Source organism: Mesorhizobium sp. M0437 (assembly GCF_040321335.1).
Lineage (GTDB): Bacteria > Pseudomonadota > Alphaproteobacteria > Rhizobiales > Rhizobiaceae > Mesorhizobium.
Genome location: NZ_JAMYRK010000049.1, coordinates 1 through 18,201 on the forward strand (window position 1 = coordinate 1; position 18,201 = coordinate 18,201).

Annotated in this window: 21 protein-coding genes and 2 pseudogenes; 8 read left to right on the forward strand and 15 right to left on the reverse strand. The window is 59.1% G+C overall.

The window, feature by feature from the left end; all coding sequences use genetic code 11:
• Window positions 1–21 precede the first annotated feature (21 nt).
• Together NKI72_RS24745 and NKI72_RS24750 are read right to left on the reverse strand one after the other, a co-directional pair.
• Window positions 22–224, reverse strand: a pseudogene (locus NKI72_RS24745) (transposase); the annotation flags it as partial.
• 363 nt (window positions 225–587) lie between these two features.
• Window positions 588–1,154, reverse strand: a complete 567-nt coding sequence (locus NKI72_RS24750) for a hypothetical protein (protein WP_352851081.1) — start codon at window positions 1,152–1,154, stop codon at window positions 588–590.
• A gap of 148 nt (window positions 1,155–1,302) precedes the next feature.
• On the opposite strand from NKI72_RS24750, the gene NKI72_RS24755 reads away from it, so the two are divergent.
• Window positions 1,303–1,905, forward strand: a complete 603-nt coding sequence (locus NKI72_RS24755; RefSeq protein ID WP_352767462.1) for a hypothetical protein — start codon at window positions 1,303–1,305, stop codon at window positions 1,903–1,905.
• A 342-nt stretch (window positions 1,906–2,247) separates the two neighbouring features.
• Here NKI72_RS24755 and NKI72_RS35495 read toward each other — a convergent pair.
• The 3 genes and pseudogenes from NKI72_RS35495 to NKI72_RS24770 form a co-directional block, all read right to left on the reverse strand.
• Window positions 2,248–2,406: pseudogene (locus NKI72_RS35495) on the reverse strand (slr1659 superfamily regulator); the annotation flags it as partial.
• A 50-nt stretch (window positions 2,407–2,456) separates the two neighbouring features.
• Entirely contained in the window at window positions 2,457–3,839 is a 1,383-nt protein-coding gene (locus NKI72_RS24765; RefSeq protein WP_352539225.1) for an adenylate/guanylate cyclase domain-containing protein, read from the reverse strand.
• Window positions 3,840–4,472: 633 nt separating this feature from the next.
• Window positions 4,473–4,739: a hypothetical protein gene (locus NKI72_RS24770; protein WP_352539226.1), complete on the reverse strand. Its 267-nt coding sequence runs from the start codon at window positions 4,737–4,739 to the stop codon at window positions 4,473–4,475.
• 360 nt (window positions 4,740–5,099) lie between these two features.
• On the opposite strand from NKI72_RS24770, the gene NKI72_RS24775 reads away from it, so the two are divergent.
• A complete protein-coding gene (locus NKI72_RS24775; protein ID WP_352817865.1) occupies window positions 5,100–5,324 on the forward strand; it encodes a hypothetical protein in 225 nt (74 codons plus the stop codon).
• A 231-nt stretch (window positions 5,325–5,555) separates the two neighbouring features.
• Here the strand turns inward: NKI72_RS24775 and NKI72_RS24780 are convergent, their stop codons facing one another.
• From NKI72_RS24780 to NKI72_RS24790, 3 genes are all read right to left on the reverse strand, one after another.
• Window positions 5,556–6,455: an ArdC family protein gene (locus tag NKI72_RS24780; protein ID WP_352851073.1), complete on the reverse strand. Its 900-nt coding sequence runs from the start codon at window positions 6,453–6,455 to the stop codon at window positions 5,556–5,558.
• 324 nt (window positions 6,456–6,779) lie between these two features.
• Entirely contained in the window at window positions 6,780–7,145 is a 366-nt protein-coding gene (locus tag NKI72_RS24785; RefSeq protein ID WP_352851083.1) for an ester cyclase, read from the reverse strand.
• Window positions 7,058–7,405 carry an ester cyclase gene (locus tag NKI72_RS24790; protein WP_352539228.1) on the reverse strand — a complete coding sequence of 116 codons (348 nt, stop codon included), beginning with the start codon at window positions 7,403–7,405 and terminating at the stop codon, window positions 7,058–7,060. Before NKI72_RS24790 ends, NKI72_RS24785 begins: the two co-directional genes overlap by 88 nt.
• Window positions 7,406–7,506: 101 nt before the next feature.
• Between NKI72_RS24790 and NKI72_RS24795 the strand changes: the two genes are divergently transcribed.
• On the forward strand, window positions 7,507–7,668 hold the full coding sequence (locus tag NKI72_RS24795) for a hypothetical protein (RefSeq protein ID WP_352851074.1): 162 nt from the start codon (window positions 7,507–7,509) through the stop codon (window positions 7,666–7,668).
• A 25-nt stretch (window positions 7,669–7,693) separates the two neighbouring features.
• Here NKI72_RS24795 and NKI72_RS24800 read toward each other — a convergent pair whose 3' ends face one another.
• The 6 genes from NKI72_RS24800 to NKI72_RS24825 all read right to left on the reverse strand — a co-directional run bounded on the left by NKI72_RS24800 (window position 7,694) and on the right by NKI72_RS24825 (window position 11,778).
• Complete coding sequence (locus tag NKI72_RS24800; protein ID WP_502893803.1) at window positions 7,694–8,581, reverse strand: SDR family NAD(P)-dependent oxidoreductase; 888 nt, start codon at window positions 8,579–8,581, stop codon at window positions 7,694–7,696.
• Window positions 8,581–9,360, reverse strand: a complete 780-nt coding sequence (locus NKI72_RS24805; RefSeq protein WP_352539231.1) for a hypothetical protein — start codon at window positions 9,358–9,360, stop codon at window positions 8,581–8,583. The genes NKI72_RS24800 and NKI72_RS24805 overlap by 1 nt, the downstream gene beginning before the upstream one ends.
• 11 nt (window positions 9,361–9,371) lie before the next feature.
• Entirely contained in the window at window positions 9,372–9,959 is a 588-nt protein-coding gene (locus NKI72_RS24810; RefSeq protein ID WP_352851084.1) for a protein-S-isoprenylcysteine O-methyltransferase, read from the reverse strand.
• A 200-nt stretch (window positions 9,960–10,159) separates the two neighbouring features.
• A complete protein-coding gene (locus tag NKI72_RS24815) occupies window positions 10,160–10,732 on the reverse strand; it encodes a hypothetical protein (RefSeq protein ID WP_352851085.1) in 573 nt (190 codons plus the stop codon).
• A 139-nt stretch (window positions 10,733–10,871) separates the two neighbouring features.
• On the reverse strand, window positions 10,872–11,006 hold the full coding sequence (locus NKI72_RS24820; RefSeq protein WP_352503875.1) for an ABC transporter: 135 nt from the start codon (window positions 11,004–11,006) through the stop codon (window positions 10,872–10,874).
• A gap of 199 nt (window positions 11,007–11,205) precedes the next feature.
• Window positions 11,206–11,778 (reverse strand): L,D-transpeptidase, encoded by a 573-nt coding sequence (locus tag NKI72_RS24825; protein ID WP_352503876.1) that lies wholly within the window; start codon window positions 11,776–11,778, stop codon window positions 11,206–11,208.
• 190 nt (window positions 11,779–11,968) lie between these two features.
• On the opposite strand from NKI72_RS24825, the gene NKI72_RS24830 reads away from it, so the two are divergent.
• From NKI72_RS24830 to NKI72_RS24850, 5 genes are all read left to right on the forward strand, one after another.
• Entirely contained in the window at window positions 11,969–12,724 is a 756-nt protein-coding gene (locus tag NKI72_RS24830) for an SDR family NAD(P)-dependent oxidoreductase (RefSeq protein ID WP_352503877.1), read from the forward strand.
• Window positions 12,725–12,819: 95 nt separating this feature from the next.
• Window positions 12,820–13,119 (forward strand): hypothetical protein, encoded by a 300-nt coding sequence (locus NKI72_RS24835; RefSeq protein WP_352817872.1) that lies wholly within the window; start codon window positions 12,820–12,822, stop codon window positions 13,117–13,119.
• A 409-nt stretch (window positions 13,120–13,528) separates the two neighbouring features.
• Window positions 13,529–13,780 carry a hypothetical protein gene (locus tag NKI72_RS24840; RefSeq protein WP_352594772.1) on the forward strand — a complete coding sequence of 84 codons (252 nt, stop codon included), beginning with the start codon at window positions 13,529–13,531 and terminating at the stop codon, window positions 13,778–13,780.
• A 66-nt stretch (window positions 13,781–13,846) separates the two neighbouring features.
• Window positions 13,847–14,098 carry a helix-turn-helix domain-containing protein gene (locus NKI72_RS24845; RefSeq protein ID WP_352851075.1) on the forward strand — a complete coding sequence of 84 codons (252 nt, stop codon included), beginning with the start codon at window positions 13,847–13,849 and terminating at the stop codon, window positions 14,096–14,098.
• Window positions 14,098–15,288: a tyrosine-type recombinase/integrase gene (locus NKI72_RS24850; RefSeq protein ID WP_352851077.1), complete on the forward strand. Its 1,191-nt coding sequence runs from the start codon at window positions 14,098–14,100 to the stop codon at window positions 15,286–15,288. The genes NKI72_RS24845 and NKI72_RS24850 overlap by 1 nt, the downstream gene beginning before the upstream one ends.
• A 708-nt stretch (window positions 15,289–15,996) precedes the next feature.
• Here the strand turns inward: NKI72_RS24850 and NKI72_RS24855 are convergent.
• Window positions 15,997–18,198, reverse strand: coding sequence for a xanthine dehydrogenase family protein molybdopterin-binding subunit (locus tag NKI72_RS24855; protein WP_352720236.1), 2,202 nt, complete (start codon window positions 18,196–18,198; stop codon window positions 15,997–15,999).
• Window positions 18,199–18,201 lie beyond the last annotated feature (3 nt).

Below are 18,201 nucleotides of genomic sequence, written 5' to 3' on the forward strand. Positions count from 1 at the left end.
GCGGCGGACACATGACGGTGCTCAGGCGGCCAGGGCCCTCAGGCTCTCCTTCTTGTGCTCGCGCAGATGATCCATGTTGAGGTAGCGGGTCGCCTCGAGCCAGTTCTCGTGGATCTCGACCGCCAGCGCCCGAACCAGCCGCAGACAACTCCGCGGGTTGGGAAGATGCGAACGACCAGGGTGCGCCGCTTGATCTCCTGGTTCAGCCGCTCCAGCATGTTCGTAACCGGTATGATCATGACGGTGCCATCCGATCCCCGCTGGAGATGAGCGATTTTCGGCGTATGGTGCGACCATCCGGGACAGGGGCACCGGGAGCACGCCAAGTGCGGGCAGGCCGATGTATTCGATGAGCTGCGAGCTCGCGTTAGTAGCTGGCCGCCCTTGCGACACTCCTCAATCACTATCTGACGGAAATGTCGAAAATTGCTTCGCCTCCCTCCAGCTGTCGCGCCAGGCCGAACGGGTCGCTGCTGCCGCGCCATCGGTGCTGGCAGCGACAAGCAGGGCTCAGCCGACAAAGACCAGGCGCGCCCGAAGCTCGTCGCCGATCGCAACGGCGACCGTCTTCAGCTGAACCTGGACCGTCATCCCAACCTCTCTGCCAGCAAGTTGGCGGCCAGATTGGCCTCGCGCTGATTGCCAAGACGCACGGCGTCAACGAGCGCGAGATAGGCGTAGAGACGCTCGTCCTTCTCGGCAGCGTCCGGCACGCTTTTGAAGAGCGGTTCGACCGACTGGCCCATTTCCTGACCGCGAGCATAAGGCCAGACGCTGATGAGGCTGCCGGCGCTTTGCAGGGAATTGCGAAGAACAGGTGCCGCAAAGGCCGTAGGTAGACCGCGTTGCATTGTGCCCGGCTTTGCAGGAAAGACGAATTTCAGGCCATGAACGATGAATTCGCGCAGCTGTCGCCGGTTCGGCTTGGGTCGACCGGTCTTCCTGTCCTTGATCGCGATACCAGATGCGAGACTGCGCTTGATTGAGGCGCTGACTTCGGTCTTGCTGATCCCAAGCGCCGCCTCAAGGCCCCGGACGGAATAAGGATCCTCTCCCCCCACGAGCCCTTGCCGCGCCGGCTGATGACCGATATTTTGCTCGTCGTCCTCCAAGCTCACCAACTTGAGCAGAACGACAACATCCTGGCTCTTCATCATAGTAATCGCTTCTGTCCTTTGTCCTCGGACAGAGGACACTAACCCATGTGACAGGCCGCACTGTCAACGCCGCGCGCCGGTGGAGAAATTGGCCCTTGATTTTTTGCAGCTCTGAGCTTCTGAAAGGTCCTGCACGAGGCGCGTCATGCCCACCGATAGCCAGTACATTTTCGAAAGTATCAAGCAGGGGTGCGTGATGCTTTCCGATGACGAGTTCGTCATAGACAGGTTGGTGAAGTATTTCGGCAATGGCAGGATCCGCTGGCACGTCGAATTCCGTGAGCATCGCATCGAGCTGTCGACCGGCCAGCTCAAGAAGCAGCCTGCCTTCCGCAGGAAGATACTCGAACAGGCTGGCGTGCTGCCGCCCCGGCGTGCCGGGGCCAGTTACAGGCGATGGGCACTCAATCTGAGGAAGAATGCCATCGAGCTTCCCTGGCGAGACAGGCCGGTCGACGCCGATTTCGCCATCGACAGGCTCACCAGCCACGGAGATGGGCGCTGGACGGTTGAATACCAGGGCAAGTCAATCAAGTTCACGTCAATCAAACTGCGCAGGCAAGTCAGTTTTCGCAAACGCATGCTGGCCAAGGCCAAGGTGCTGCCGCCCGAGTTGGCACCGTCCGCTTATCGAAAGTGGATGGACTGGCTCATTCACAACGCCTCCGAGGCTGCGCCGCTAGCCGGCGAGGCCTCGATGCCAGAGAAAAGCTGGCTTGACGATCTGCCAGAGCTAGCCGGCTGGTAAAATGAAGCACCGCCCCAAGCGACCAGCTAGCCTGAATATCTCAAAGTGAGGGGTGCATCGGACCCCGTCCTTGGATCTGATGACTCTTTGTTGCAAAAGCAGTTTCTCAGATTCTCGGGGCCGATGCACCCCTCACTTTGAGATATTCAGGCTAATACTTATCTTGGCGTACATATCTCGCTCGGTGCGGCGCACTTGCGCCTTGCACCGTCCGACTGGCATGTGCCATCCGGATTGCCGCTAGCTCACGCAGTCCGGGGCCTGGTCAGTCCAGAGCGGGATGCAGCTTCTTCGCTTCTTCGCTTCTTCGCTTCTTCGCTTCTTCGCTTCTTCGCTTCTTCGCTTCTTCAGGTTCGACATTGATTTTCGATTTTTCGATTGCCAGGGTATGTCGGGCGTTCCACGCACGACGAGTCGAACATCGGGATGCTTGCGCACCTCGATGTCAAATTTCGCCAGCAGGTTGATGCCGGAAGAGTTGAGAAAGTGAAGGTCCCTCAGAGAGGGGCGACATGGGACCGCGACGGAAAAACTGAAATATTGGACCGTTTTCACTCGAGCCCGATCCACACAAAGCCGTCCTGCTTTCGGCAGGGATATACGATCAGCTTTGCGCGGTTTTTCGAAATGTCACCCAAATATTCAAGGCCCGCCCTGGTACCATCGTGCTCCAACTTCGCCCACTCCCTGATTTCGCCGGTAAGCAGGTCGAAACAACTCTGATGCCAGCGGCAGACCAGGCCAAGATCTGCGGTGATCGTGCTCTCCATGTGTGGGAGCTTCAGCTTTTCGGCCTGAGCGGAACTTCGGCGTTCGTAGAGCGGCAGATGAAGATGCGGGCAGGCATTGTTGAAGGCGCAATAGCTATCGGATCCGCGAACGACGACGATGTCGTAATCTTCAAAATCGAGAATCCGGCGTTCGTGGGGCTGAAGCTCGTCTTCGGCGAAAGCGCGAATCCACCTCCTGCCGCCCTGACGGATGGTTTCGCGAGGCCGTCTGGCATTCAGCTCGGCGTCAATTTCGGGCTTCAGCCTGACGATTTCGAACAGGCTTGTGCGCTCGCCGGTACCGCGAAGGCGTACCCTGACGAAGTCGCCGATTTCCACCTTGTCGGCGATCTGGTCGCGGAGGGCCTCGGATATCAGCAATCGCGTACCGGCATCTTTATTGGCGGCCTCGACCCGGCTGGCCAGATTTACAATGTCGCCGATGGCCGTGAGACGTTTGTGTCCAGCAAAACCCAATGTGCCGATGACGGCCTCGCCATAGTTGAGGCCGATGCGAATATCGAAATCGATGCCATACATCGAGGCAAAGAACGGCTTCAGACGATCAACTGTGGCGAGGGTCTGAAGTGCGGCGTTCACGGCGCGGAGCGGAGCGTCGGGCTGGTCGTCGATGCCGAATATTGCCATAAGGCCATCGCCGATCAGTTTGTCGATGAAACCGCCATTCTGCTCGATGATGTCGCCGACCTGGGCGAAGTAACGATTGAGCAGATACATCACGTCGTAGGGGGAAAGCCGCTCCGACAGCGCTGTGAAATCTACAATGTCGCTGAAGAAGACCGCAACATGCCTTGCTTCGCCGCAACGCGTCGCGGCAGAAGCGCCAAGCTGGCTGGTGATCATCATGTCGGTTTCGTCTAGCACCAGGCGTCGGACGCGAAGCTCGCCTTCCGGTCTGAGCTGACAGGCCAGCCGAACCTCATCGGCCAATCTCAACCGGTTCGCCATCAGGGTTTCGTCCGGATTCCGGTCCGGGCAAGCCTCAATGCCGTCGAGAACCCAAACGCGGCATGTCGAGCATTTCGCCCTGCCGCCGCATGCGTGGGCAAATGGCACGCCCGATCTGAGAGCCGCCTCAAGCAAGGTCTCATCTGCGGCCACGTCGAAACCCACTCTGTCGGGTAAAGCGGTTACTTTGGTCATATCACCGAACACAGGTCCGTCGCGTTAACTGGCTTGCCAGTGTAGCACCAATCGGCTCAGGCAATAGAATCATGCAAAATTCGAGCACCGACGAAGCCGAAATGGTTTCGTTGCGGGGACCGGACCATAAGACCGCTTGCATCGGCAGCGACCGCTTGCTGAGCGGACAACGAGGGTTCATCACGGCGCGGATCGTGTTGGTGTCCTCGCAGAGCAGAATCGGGCTTAGTCCAGATGCAACAACCACGCAGCAACGATGTACGCCCGCAATCAGCGCGGGAAGCGGATCATCTCGCTCTAATAGTCGAACTTCCGTCAATGGCGCGTCCCGCTGGTTCAAACACATGAGCCGGAGCAAGCCCGAAATGAGCATAACGACTGGCTGGGGTGGCAAGCGGAAGTCCAGCGTGAACGCGCGGAATAGTTGATTTGCGGACTTGAGCCGGCATTAGGTTGCGCAAGCTGTAGCGGCTGACCTTGGCGCGACCGAGACCAACGTCGGCGCTGACGCGCAGGGCCCGCTCTTGAAGCCAGTGGCCAGCGGGCTCTACGCCAACAATGGGCGCTTTCCAGAATGACTGGAACCGCACCATCGCTGACCAAACCTAAGCTTGGCCAGCGGAGCAATCACCTTTACGATTCGACCAGGATCACCAAGGACTCTGGAACCACTCCATCGAAGGCCATCGCATCCGCGGCTTCCTTGCTCTGCATAGCTTTCATCATGGCGTCCATGTCCGGAACGTCCATGAGAACGGCCACCCGAGTCGGATTTTGTGGATCTACAAATGTTCGTATGTTGGTCACGCCGAGCGGACCAAAAAGCTCTTTGCGCTTCGGCGAGTCGAGCCAGTGTTTTGCGCCCTTTGTGATGTTATGGTAGCCAATGACTGTCGGCATTGCATCCTCCCTATCGTAACGGCGAAGGCCCGGCATCAACCAAAAGTGCCAAGATCCATCCCGTCGAACGACGGAGCGCCGTTTCGGTTGGACTGTCAATTATTTCGTTAAAGGCGCGCGGAAGAACGATTCGGAGTGGGCGTTTCTTACGGACCGTTCGACCTCAATGAACCAGGATCGCGGTCACGCGGCTGTGGCTATTGACATGTGACAAGCGCAAACAGCCGGACAACAACAGCAAGGACTCGCGTGGCACATATCGGGATCCGGCGCTGGGGTCGGAAAGGGCAGTTGGGCGTAGGTGCCTGTCATGACCCGGCGGGCCAAGCTCGTGGGTTATCGCTGAGGTGGAGGCCTCGGATGAGCGTTCTTACGAACGGGCGACCCAGCAACGTGACTGCCCACGAGATTGTTGAAGAGCTGATCCTACAAGCCCGTCGCGGTCAAATCATCTCCGTCAAAGAGACCATTACAGTGGTGCGCCGAGACGGGCCGCAAGTGGAAAGTGACTGCGCGCCGGTCGAGCTTATTGTAGAGATTGCCCCAGCCTTTGGCCTGTTTGTCGCGTTCGACCTCCACGAATAGCGTCATGGCAACCCACTGGTTCAACCCCGAGAGGGCACTCTTTGCGCCAGCCAGTTATCCGATCCCGCTCAGAAATTTCTACCAACATTCCCGCCTTCCAAGGAACCAAGGAACAAATCTTCTCGGCAGGAGGTTCTATCCTCGACCATGGTTGAGGTCGACAGAAGGAAACAGAAGGCTATCGCCGACCTTGTGCGACGGTGGGGTCACATCAGATGGTCTCGGGCCGCTTCATTCCGCGGCCTCCAGCAAGCCGGCTTCTTCCTGCAAGCCGTGAAGAAAATCCGCGGCGCGCTGCGCGTGGCTGGCTGCGGTGAAGATCGCCCGCTTGTCGTTCTTAAGCACCTTCAGCCATGAGCCGTAGGCGGCATGGTCGGGCCGGGTTTCGGGCGTCAGGTCGAGATCGGCGGACAGGAAGATCGAAGCAAGTTCAGCAACGAGTTCTTCCATCGCGTAGCCTTCGTCGCCCCAGCGCTTGCGGCCAAAATCCCGCTCCAGCCGCGAGGGGTGGCGCGTCCAGTGCGTGCACTCGTGCGCCAGCGCTGCGTAATAGCTTTCGGCATTGCGGAAGGTCTCGAACGGCGGCATCTGCACATGGTCGCTGCCCATGCTGTAATAGGCCTGATTGCCGCCGTGACGGATATCTGCGCGCAGCGCGGCGAAGAAAGTTTCCGCATGCTCGATGCGTGCTACCGGATCGAGGCGCTGTTCCGCCGGGGCATAGAATTGCGCCGGTAGGCCCTCGATCTGCTCGACATTAAAGACGGTGTAGCCCTTCATAAACGGGATATCCCGCTCCTGCTCCTCGCCGGTCGCTTCGTCCTTCTCTGTCCTGCGGATACGGTCGGCATAAACGACAAGATTGCCCCTCTCGCCCTTGCGGACATGCGCGCCCATCTCTTGCGCCTGTTTGAAGGTCATCCAGATCGGCGCGGCAAAGCCCTGCGCCATGGCTACCGACCAAAGCATGATGATGTTGATTCCCTGATAGGGCACGCCGTTATGACGTAAGGGCGGCGAAATCCGCCCGGCGGCGTGCTCCGCGTTCCAAGGCTTCAGCCATGGGCGCAGGCCCTGTTCCAGTTCGGCAACAATGCTCGCCGTCACCTTCTCATAAACATCTGCTTTCATTGGTTTTTCCTCCTAGTTTACGGTTGCGCAGCAGCTGCTGCTGCAACCGGACTAGGCCCCGCGCCAATGAGCGGGCGGAATGCGGTCAAGGCTGAAAATCAAAGGGTGGTGCGGCCCACAGCGGAGTGAGCACACGGCCTTTGATTTTCACGCGAATAGCGCCCGGCCTTGACGGCAGGGGGCGGCAGCCCCGGATCAAAAGAGAAAAGGTTGCACGGGCCGAAACGGCCCGTTCAGGTCACGGCCTGAAAGGGCGTGCTTGCGCGAGGGATGGAAGCCGGATGGCCGAAATCCCGGCGTAGCGTGGCGAAGCCGGAGTTCGGTTTACGAGAGCCCGGTCCTGCGTAGCTTCAGCGAAGCAGTACGCGCCCAGAATCCGGCGCCGTAATCGGGTTCGGTCGCTGTTCCGGTTTTTGCTGCGCCGCATGCGCCTTCCCTGAGGCCATGCGAGGTCACTGCGTACGGGAAAGCTGGCATTGGTGTAGCTGAGGAAGTGCGGCGCAATCGGTGGAAGTTTAAGATAACTGCCAAGGCATGAAAAGCATTGAAGGCACTCCCTGGCGGCTTGGCGGTCAGCTGCTCCTGGAACTTGGCGAAGTCGGCTACCTCCCAGTGCTCGGCGAGCTTTCCGTCGGCGATCCGATAGAATTGAAAAGCAGCGAAATCGACGCGATCGCCGGTCGCCTTGATCTCACCGAAGTCATTTTCACCTGGGTGCCGCTGACGCGATTCATGACCGCCACCCGATCGCCCTCGCCGATGATCTGCTCGATGGTCCAAGTGAAATCGGGAAAGCTGGACTTTAGGCCCTCGAGATAGCCGCGGATGACGTCGATGCCAGAGGATTGTTCATTCAGCTTGTCACCATAGTCCTGCGAAACAATGTCGGCGAGCTGGGTCAGATCACCGGAACATATCGAAATAGCGGCGGACGATGGCTTTATTGGCATCAGAATCGGACATGGGCTGCTGTACCCGGTTCCATTCGCTGGCAGGCTGCATCGTCGGCAGTGACCGTGCTGAGCCGCCTGTGACTCGAAGAGTCGAGTAGATGAAGGAGCGCTGGCCACGGCGAGAGGCGGTCGCTTGGAGGGCGGTAGGTCTGGAAGGTTTGGCTTTTGTCTCGCTGGCCGAGAGGGACTTCATGCACGAGCGCAGCAACGGTTCAGGTGGAAAGCGTTTGGTCGTTGCCAAGACCATCGGCGACTTCTGAAATAGCGAGCGGGCGTGCTGGTCCTTCAGGGGATAATTCCCCGAGGGCCCCGGCGTAGCTGAATCTGGCGGGTACCGCAGCATTTCTTGAACTTCATACCTGAACCGCAAGGACATTGATCATTGCCGCCGCGTTGCAGCCGGCCGACCAGGGGCAGCAGCGCTGCTGAAGGCAGGAGCGCTGCCGCAAGGGCAGCCAACTTGCCCGAGATTCCCGGTACGACGAGGCGACGACCGGATTTGAACCCTCGCCACGCCCGTTCGGCCACATACTCCGGATCCACCTTGGGCAAGATGTTGAAGAGCGCCGTCTGATTGGCGCCTGATCTTGCGAGAAACTCCGTCGACACCGGGCCTGGTGCAACGCATGTGACCGTCACACCGGTTCGGCGCAATTCCTGGTGAAGCGCCTCTGAGAAGAAGCGCACGAAAGCTTTGCTGGCGAAGTACAGAGCCATATAAGGCCCGGGAACGAACCCGGCCACGGAACTGAGATTGAGCACCCCGCCCCGTCGGCGCGCCACCATTCCCGGCAGAAAATGGAGGGTCAGTTCTGTGAGGGAATGTATGTTGAGATCGATGATGCCCAGTTGATCATCAATAGGCAGCGCCGTCGTCGCGCCCCGCAGGCCATAGCCGGCGCTGTTGACCAGGACATCACAGACCAGGCCGTGTGTGGACAGAAAGCCCTCCATGCGCGTCGGCGCATCGCCTGCCACGAGATCCAACTCGAGCGTGAATGCCTCGCCGCCCGCCTCCCTAACCTCAGACGCCGCGGCGGCCAAACCCTCGGGCGAGCGGGCAACCAGCACAACCGCACCGCGCTCCCTTGCCGCGACGCTCGCAATCGCCCGGCCAATTCCACCCGAGCCGCCAATCACGACGATAGCTGGCCGGTATTCACAGTGCGAAATCACGTCGCGTTCCTCTGTCTTGCAGGAGCGGAAACTCCTTGACCGAGCAGCATCACTTCATTGGCGACAGTGCCGTTCAGGATCTTTTCGAATCTCTCCAGTGCTCGTGCGACGTTCGCTCCATCCATGACCCGGTGATCGTAGTGGATGCGGACATTCACCGATCCGTCTTTGCCGATCGGACCGTAGTTCAGAAGCGTGGTCAGTGGTGTCAGCGGGTTGAGTGATTCCGCACCGAGACCAGAATAGACCGACAGTTGGAAGGTACCGAAGTAATTTGCCCTTTGCCGGGCGATGTTCAACCCTAGCCACATAAGCAGCCACCTGACTGGCGCGGGCGCACCTGCCACCCGCAAGGCACGCCGAAACTCCGGGACCTCCAGGATCGGCCGTGATCGAGCCGCATGGATGGATCCCTCAAGTTCCGTGATGGAGTAGCGCTCCGGGCACTTGATGCAGCTCAGCAGAACGGCCGGCTCGCCATCATATTCGCGCTCGTGGGCAATCGAGGCTACGCTTGCCGGATACTCATAAAGCTGCGGCCAGGGCAACTTGACATAGGCGCGCCGCAGCTCCGGCATCTCTAGGGCAAGAAGCGCATATCCTTTCAGGAAGATCGCGGTCCAGGAGGGCCTGGTCTGCTGCGCCATTCTAGCCCTTACGAGTGGGCTGAGGTTCATCTGACGCTGCACCGCGACCCGTGGCACGCCGATCGAAAACCTCATCAGATCGCCAACAAGGCGCCGGGGCGCGGAAAGCTTGAGGGCTCGGCCTCGCATAAAACGTACCTCTAATAAAGATAAGGGACTATTCGCTTGGTCTTTTCCATATAGGCACGGTATTGCGGGCCGAAATTCTCCAGCATCATACGCTCTTCCTCGTCCACTCTCAGCAGGAAAAGGACTGCGAACCCAATCAAACCCGATATGCTCGCAATCCAGTTCGCCAGCAAAAAGACCTGGCCGAGGCCCATGAGCAGGAACGAGGTATACATCGGGTGGCGGACCAAAGCGTATGGTCCGGCGCAGATGAGTTCATGCCGTTCGCGAATCTCCAGCGTAATCGACCAGTTCCGGCCAAGTTCCTTATGGGATCTGCGAAAAACCCATAGCGCGGAGCAGAAGATGATTGTGCCGAGAGCCACGGCCCAAACGCTGGCCGGGTGGTCAGCCGCTGCGGGCATGCCGGTGACAACATAGAAGGCAGGCAGGATTGCGAGGCCAAACAGAGCAGATGCAAGCCCGACGATGTCGGAACGTGAGCGGTAGCCAGTTACAATTCGCACGCGCCTTGCCCGGCGCTCGAAGGGATACCGAATCACGTACCAAGCAACGATGCCGATCACCCAAATGACCTCGCCAAGTGAGGCTGCCGCAATGCTCACTTCAGGTCACCAGCGCCCTTTCTGCGATCGCGACTGTAGCAGCTGCCCCTGAGTATGGCCACTTCACCCATCGTCTCGATTTCGTCACCGGCCGACCTTCAGGCGCAGCGATCCTCTCCGAGTTAGTCCGCAGACGCGAAAGCCGGAGGGGCAGTACCGATCGCATTCGGTCCCATTCATCCCTCGAATCTTGGTTATGTATTCATCTCCCGAAGCTCGGTTATGAATTGTTGCGGCCGGAGCTGAATGGCGGGCGTCTTATATCCCATGGAATGAGCGATGTCCGCCACGAAGCCGTTGCAGTTCAAGACCGTCGCCTGCCAGACATGCGAGCTCGCCTGCAGCTTGCGGATGTAGGCAACGACTTTGTCGTATTCGGCCCGGGTCAATATGATTTGCCAGCTTGCGGATCTGTATGGTTCTTCCAGATCACCGTCGCTCCACCCGGTTTCGGCTGGCACCGGCACGATATGGCCCAGAACATAGGGAACCGCACTGTTCGAAGCCGGGTGAAGGCCCGCGACTTGGGGATCGATCATTCTCCCGGCCCGGTCCAGGCGCCCAAAAACTGCGTAGGTGTGGCCGTAGCTTAGGGCGTAGCGGGAGCGGAACTCGATGAAGTACCGCTCGTCTTTTTTTTGAGGCGCAGCTCCGTCATCGGCATAAGATACGAAATTCGGCTGGGGCGGCAGGTCTTTCGTCTGACATGCCGCTGCCGGGAGGGCCACCAACGCCACAAGCAAGAGACGGCTACTTAGAAGCGTCATCGCCGCGTCCATTCCCGAACTTCACAAAGCACAGACCTAATAACGGCCTATGCTCGCCAACCGCTATGAAGCCGGCCAAAGCCCCGGCTGCGTATGTATGGGGAAGGGCTTGGCACCCCTTCCCCATACAAGCCGGTCCTTACTTAATCACTGGTTGCTCTACCGGAGCGGGTGCCGGAGCCTTACCCTTTCCTTTGCCGATCCAGTCGTTCGCGCAGCCGCTCAGGCTGGCAACGGCGAGCACAGCAACCATTGCAATCAATATCCTGTTCATCAAGCAATCCTTTCCCCGGGGGCGGAATAGCCTATGGAATCGCCACAACTAAAACGATATGCAGCCCCACGAAGTTAGCTGCGATCTACACCAACGCCTAGTGCAGAAATGACACAGTTGGCACCCGGTTGCCGGCGGCACCTTTGCGGTGACGTGCTGGCAGGGTTCACCATCCAACGAAGATCAGGCCTGCCCACCATCAAACAACCACCACCGTCGTGCCCAAAGGAGTACGGTCGTAGAGGTCAATGACGTCGTCATTTATCATACGGATGCACCCGTTCGATACCGCTGTGCCTATCGTCCATGGCTCGTTTGTACCATGTATCCGGAAGTGGGTGTCGCGCCCGTCTCGATAGAGATAAAGGGCACGCGCACCAAGCGGGTTGTTTGGTCCGCCAGGGACCCCCCCTGCATACTGCACCAGGCGCGGCTTGCGCTGCATCATGCTGGCGGTGGGTGTCCACGACGGCCAGTCCGCCTTGCGGCCGACGGTCGCTGTACCCTTGAAGGAAAGTCCCTGCTCGCCGACGCCAACGCCGTAGCGCGTCGCCCACCCGTCAGACTCGACGGCATAGAGAAAACGGTGCGAAGTATCGACGACGATCGTTCCGGCCGGCTCGTTTCCGTCGTACCGCACATGCTGCCGTCGGTAACGAGGATTCAGGCCACGCCTTGGTCCGAACGCGGATGAAATCGACGTGCATCCGGAGATCATCAGAGCCAGACTACCCAGCACGAGCCCCCGGCGCGCAATGTGGTGTTCTTCCATTTGTACCTGCTAGGAAACTGGTCATCTACCGCCGCCCTCGTCTCTACCATTCCGAGGCCTGCGGGCCAAGTCTCGCTGTGTGGTGGCAAAAATGAATTCACAGGATTAAACAAGCGAATTGGAGCGAAACTTCTTGCGGTGACCGTCTGCCTCTGTTCGGTTATGTCAGAAATGGCATAGGACAGAGCCGATGAAGCCTGACTTCCATGGTAAAGTCGCGATTGTGACCGGCGCAGGCTCCGGAATAGGTGCGGCTGTTTCACGGCAACTCGCGCAAGAAGGAGCCGAGATTGTTGTCGCCGACCTTGATGCCGAGGCCGCGCGCTGCACAGCCGCCGAAATAAGCTCGCAAGGAGGCAGGGCCTACGACTTTGCGGTAGATGTCACGGATGCGGCAGCAGTGGAAAAGCTGATCGAGTTCACTGTCCAGAAATGCGGCGGACTGGATATGGCGGTAAACAATGCAGGTATCGACGGCATTCGAAAAGCAACGGCAGACTATCCGCTCGACAACTGGCACAAACTGATAAACGTTAATCTCAATGGCGTTTTCTACAGCATGAAGTACGAAATCGCCGCGATGCTGGATCGAGGCGGAGGTGCCATCGTGAACATGTCCTCTGTTCTCGGTTCCGTCGGCTTGCCAACTGCGTCCGCTTACACGGCAGCGAAACACGGGGTCGTTGGATTAACCAAGGTTGCGGCGATTGAATATGCTAGGATGGGCATCCGGATCAATGTCGTCGGCCCCGGCTGGATCGAAACGCCTCTTTTATCGGAGCAAATGGAGGCATTAGCCAGCCGGCGCATGGCGGGTCTTCAGCCGATGGGCAGGCGCGGGAAACCGGAAGAGGTAGCGGCTCTTGTGTGCTTCCTGTTGTCCGACCAGGCCAGCTTTATCACTGGGAGCTACCATCTGGTGGACGGAGCTTACACCGCCCATTAGTGCAGTGGAGACCGGTAACTTCTCTGGGGTGAGCGCGGCCACGATTTGTTAGCGTCGACTGGGCCATCACCATCTCTTTGGTTTCGGAGGTAGTGATGGGAATGGAGTGGACGATTTCGATCGAAGGGACGAACGAATTCGGCGACATCTGTCGCCGAGAGGTCCGGATCGACAAAAGCGATGAGCGTCTGCGTGAAGGACACCTGGGCCTGTCGATCGACGACGGCAAGAAGATCATGGCCACCCTGCAAACAGCGGTTGTGACCCAGGAGGCGAAAGCCTACACCCTGTTTCGACGGGTCTGTCCGGATTGCCACAATCTTCGGCAACCGACAGCAAGTTCCACGTGCGGCTGTCGGCGGCGTGATGCGGCATCCGTCCGCGGCAGGGTATGAAATCGCGCAAAATCGTAAAGTGGCGCACAGCACGCGATTCGAACCGCCAACAGGCGCAGGGACTCAATTTAGCAAGTGAATTCAGTAGCAGCACTGTATTGGCGGTATCCCTCTAGCGACTTGAACCCCCGAAATCTGCACCGGAACATTCTGCCGCATCTTACCCTGCCGATTTGCACGTCGCTACTCGCCTTTCCCGAACGAGCCGGCGAGGTAGCTTCCGCACCACGCAACATCCCGTATCTAGGGCAATACGATCTCTTCATTACCGGATGGTGCGGGATGTGGATTTGTTGTGCCGACTGCAATATGGCCCCGTTTATCGGGACCGAGGCTTGTCGAAGCAGCCAGCCGCCTGGATTTGATATCGTTGTGCTGTTTCGATACCGACGTTCTCGAGGCCGCGTCTATGAAGAGTGACGCGCTTTCGTACCCACCCCGCGGCCTCTCTCGTCAGGAAGCAGCGCGCTATGTCGGTGTCGGATCGACACTATTCGACGACATGGTTGCTGACGGCCGCATGCCGAGGCCTAAGCACGTCAACAGTCGCGCCATCTGGGATCGTGTGGCGCTCGATATCGCTTTCTCCGCCCTGCCAGACAAAGACAATGGTCTCCAACAACTACTGGAGCGGAGCAAACGAGAGCCGATAAGGAGATAAGCAACTACGCACATTGCGTATACGCTGCAGGCGTAGTACGGTCATCGCCTGAGCGAAAGAGATGACGTGAACGACAATGAAAAGCTCGCGCGAGAAGTGAAAGGCTGGCGGGCGAAGGGAGGATTCACCGCCGAGAGTGCAGCCAAGGTCTTGGGAATACCGAAACGCACTTTTGAAGGCATAGAGCAAGGTCGAGGCTTCCCTTACCCGGTACTCCTGCGCGTTGCCATGGAAAGCAAGACCCTTTCGCTTCAGGCAATGCTGGAGGATTGCCCGCCTGTGGAGCAACGGCAGCGGAAAATTCAAAGGGAGATTTAATGGCCAGGCCATTCAAAGATGTCCGCTACCCCGGCGTTTCGTCGCGCATCAAGAACGGAAAGCTCATCTATCGCTATCGCGGCAAAGGAATGCCCGAAATTCGGCTTCCTGGCGGACCAGGCGATCCTGAGTTCGAAGCCGCCTATGAACAGGCAACGCAAGGCCAACGTCAAAACGCTGTCATCATTGACTTGCCCGGTCGGGCGTTGCCAAAAACATTTGGTCATGCTGCACGCCGACTTGAAGCGACGATGGAATGGCTGGACTTCGACGAAGCGACGCAGCAGAAGAATGCGCGGCTTATTGAGCGCTTCCTTCAGATGCAGGTCGATCCTGCCTATCCGCTGACTTGGCGCAACACGCCGGTGGAACATCTCGATGCCGACCACCTGCGTGCGATTATCGAAAGCGTCTTTGCCACCAACCGGACGGTTGCCAAGCACCTGCTGGTTGCAATCAAGAAGCTCCTGTGGGTGGCGATCGACGTTGAGAGATGGATCAAACCGCAGGACGATCCCTCGCTGTCAATTCGCGTCCGCATTCCAAAATCGACTGCCAATCCCGCCTGGCCGATCGCCATTCGTGAAAAGTTCGAGGCGCGCCATCCGATCGGCTCCCCGGCGCGCACCTGTTATGCGCTCGGCTTCTGGCTTGGCAATCGACGCGGCGATATCGCCTCGTTAGAATGGAACGATTTGGTCTCCGAGGAGATCGAACTGTTCGATGGTTCGCTAGACGTGATCGAGGCCTTCGATTTCCGGCAGAAGAAGAATCGCAACCGTCACGGCGGGCGCGAGATGTTTATCCCCATCGTTGACAAGCTCGCGCAAGCATTGGCTCCGCTCGATCGTTCAAAAGGCGGGACGGTACTGAAGAATGCCTATGGGCGTCCGTTCGCGGAAAAGAGCCTCACCGGCATGATGGCACATTGGAACAAGCAGGCCAGCATTCCGGAGGGCTACACCCTGCACGGGCTACGCCGTACCTTTGGCACGTATCTCGCCGAATGCAACATCCAAGCGCGCGCCATCATGGAGGCGATGGGGCATTCCTCAATGACAGTGACAGACGAATATGTCCGAGAGGCCAACAAGAAGCGAATGGCTGCCGACATAGCCCGCGCCATCAACGAGCGTGAGGCCAAACGCGATGCGATGAAGCAGCGAGCGGCCCTGCGGGTCGTCAAGTAAGTGAAATCAACCGACAATCCGTAGGGCGGCTTCTGGTTGCCCTTTTCTTTGGGCCCATAACGGGCCCAAAACGTTTTGGGCCGAGGGCATTTTTTCGTAATTAAATCAACGACAATGGTGGGCCCGGAGGGTGTTCATAAAGCGATAAAAATCAATTTCTTAGAGATCAGTGGGACTTCAGAGTATTCAAATCTTTTCCAATGTTTTTCGATGTTGTTGTCCCACTCAGAAGTGCCTCAGTCCACCAAGCCGACGCACTGAACGCCTCACTCGGAAGGGAGGTTTGCGCAAGGCGAAAGGAAGATCGCGTCGGTGTGCAGCCTTCCTGAGAAAGGTCGCGGTAGCGCCAACTGCTGACGCTCAGCGCGAAGACATCAATGTCCTGTTATGGGGCCGTCAGAGGACCGGCCGCTTCTCGCGCCAAGAAAGCGATAGCAGACATGCAACTAGGTGGTACAAAGTCTCTAGCGTGACCCTTTCGAGACATTTGCGTGCGGCATTTGCGTCTCGAAAGCGGTTCTTTAGTGCTACCAGCACCAACGACCGTCTGCGGTCGTTCAGAACACGGGTTACAGTCTCTAAACCGGATATTGGACCGGGCAGCCGCCGGAAATTGATCGAATGGAGGTGATCGCCTGTCAGGAGGCGTTAAAAAACGACCTACGACCGCGATCTTCATCGCGGCCGTTTTCATGGTGTCATTCCCGGCTATGCTGACAAGTTCTTTATGATCGGCAGCTTGCGGATCGTCTTGCCCGTCGCCGCCCGTAGCGCGTTGGCGACGGCCGGGCCGATCGGCGGCACACCCGGCTCGCCAACGCCCCTGGGCGGCTCGTCGGACGGCACAATGTGCACCTCGACGCGCGGCATCTGCTCGATCCTGAGCGGCATATAGGTGTCGTAGTTCTCTTGGTCTACGACACCGCCCGTCAGGGTCAGCTCCTCCTGGAGGATCGCGCCTAGGCCGAAGCCGATACCGCCCTCCATCTGAGCGCGGATCTGGTCAGGATTTATCGCGGTGCCGCAATCTACCGCGCAGACGACGCGGTCGACTTTGAAATCATTTCCATCGTTGAAGGTGATCTCCACCACCTCGGCGACATAGGTCGAGAGGCTTTCATGCAGGGCCACGCCGCGGAAACGGCCTTCCGGCAGAGGCTTGTCCCAGCCTGCCTTCTCAGCAGCCAATTTCAGCACGCCGGCATGCCGTGGATGGTGACCGAGCATCGACAAGCGGAAGTCGACCGGATCACGGTTCGCAGCGGCGGCGAGCTCATCGATCAGGGTTTCCATTGCGTAAGCGGTGTGGGTGGAGCCTACCGAACGCCACCACAGCACTGGGATGTTCACGTCCGTGGTGGTCAGCTCGACCTTCAGGTTCGGGATCGCATAGGGCAGGTTGGTGGCGCCCTCCACGGAGGTCGGATCGATGCCGTTCTCGATCATCGCCGCAAAGGGCGAACCGCCCGCGATCGATTGGCCCACGATGTGGTCATGGAGAGCGACGACATTGCCTTCCTTGTCGAGCCCCGCCTCGACTGCGTGCACATAGGTCGGCCGGTACCGCCCACCCCGCATGTCGTTCTCGCGGGTCCACTGCACCTTCACTGGCTTGCCGGGTCCCAGTGCACGCGCTGTGGAAACAGCTTCTATAATGAGATCTGCGTCCGAGACCGCTCGGCGGCCGAAGCTGCCGCCGGTCTTCATCACGTGCAGCCTCACCTTGTCCGGCGTGGTGCCGCCTACTTTAGCGGCAGCCGCCTGATAAAGGTCGGGCATCTGGTGTCCGCCCCACACGTCGATGGTGCCGTCTTCGTTGATTCGGGCGGCCGCGTTGAGTGGCTCGATCGAAGCATGGACAAGATAGGGGAATTCGTAGTGCCCTTGGATGACTTTCTCAGCACTGGCCAACGCTGCGGGAGTGTTACCGTCGTCGCGCGCGGTGGCCGCGCCCGGATCGTCTGCTGCCTTAGTGTATTCGGCCATGATCTCGGCCGTGCCGCGCCTTTCGGCCTTCTCTTCGTTCCAGGTCACCTCCACGAGATCGCGGCCCTTGAGCGCCGTCCACATGTCCCTGCCGACGACGGCAATGCCGCGCGGCGTCTGGACGACATCGACAATGCCGTCGAGTGCCTTGGCCTTGGAGGCGTCGAAGCTCTCGATCTCAGCGCCGAACTTCGGCGGATGGATCATAACGGCCGTATTGAGTCCATCCATCTTGAGGTCGATCGTGTAGGTCTGCGCGCCATTGGTCTTGCCGGCGGAATCGTAGCGCTTGAGGCTGTCCGATCCGATCTGGGCCCACTTGTCGCGCGGCTTTAGCGGCACGTCGTCGGGAACCGGCATTCCCGCTGCGGCTTCAGCCAGGTCACCGAAGCGCGCCTGCATCCCTGAGGCGTGCGACACGACCCCGGAAGCGACTGTGATCTCGCCGCCTGGCACGTCCCACCGCTGCGCCGCGGCCGCCACCAGCATGGCCCGTGCGGCAGCACCCGCCTTGCGGTAGCGCTCCCACGACGAGCTCATCGACGTGGAGCCACCGGTTCCCTGCGCGGCCCCGCCCCAGGCGAGATTGCCGTAGAGCGCGGTATTGCCATATCCGCCGACCACGTGGACCTGCGCCCAGGCGCCGTCGAGCTCTTCCATAACCAGGGTGGCGATGCCGAAATAGGAGCCTTGTCCCATCTCGAACTGCGACGAGTGGATGACGATTCGGTTCTCCGGTGTGATCTCGACATAGGTCTGGAAGGGGTTCGCCTGGACCGCTGCAGGCGTCGTTTGTGCGTTGGCGGGCGCGGCCATCATTAGCCGGTAGCCCACGGCGAAGCCCGCGGTGGTGACGGCCGTGCCGAGGAGGAACTGGCGCCGCGTGGGCCCCACGGCATTATGCTTCGGGAGAAACTGCAACATGCC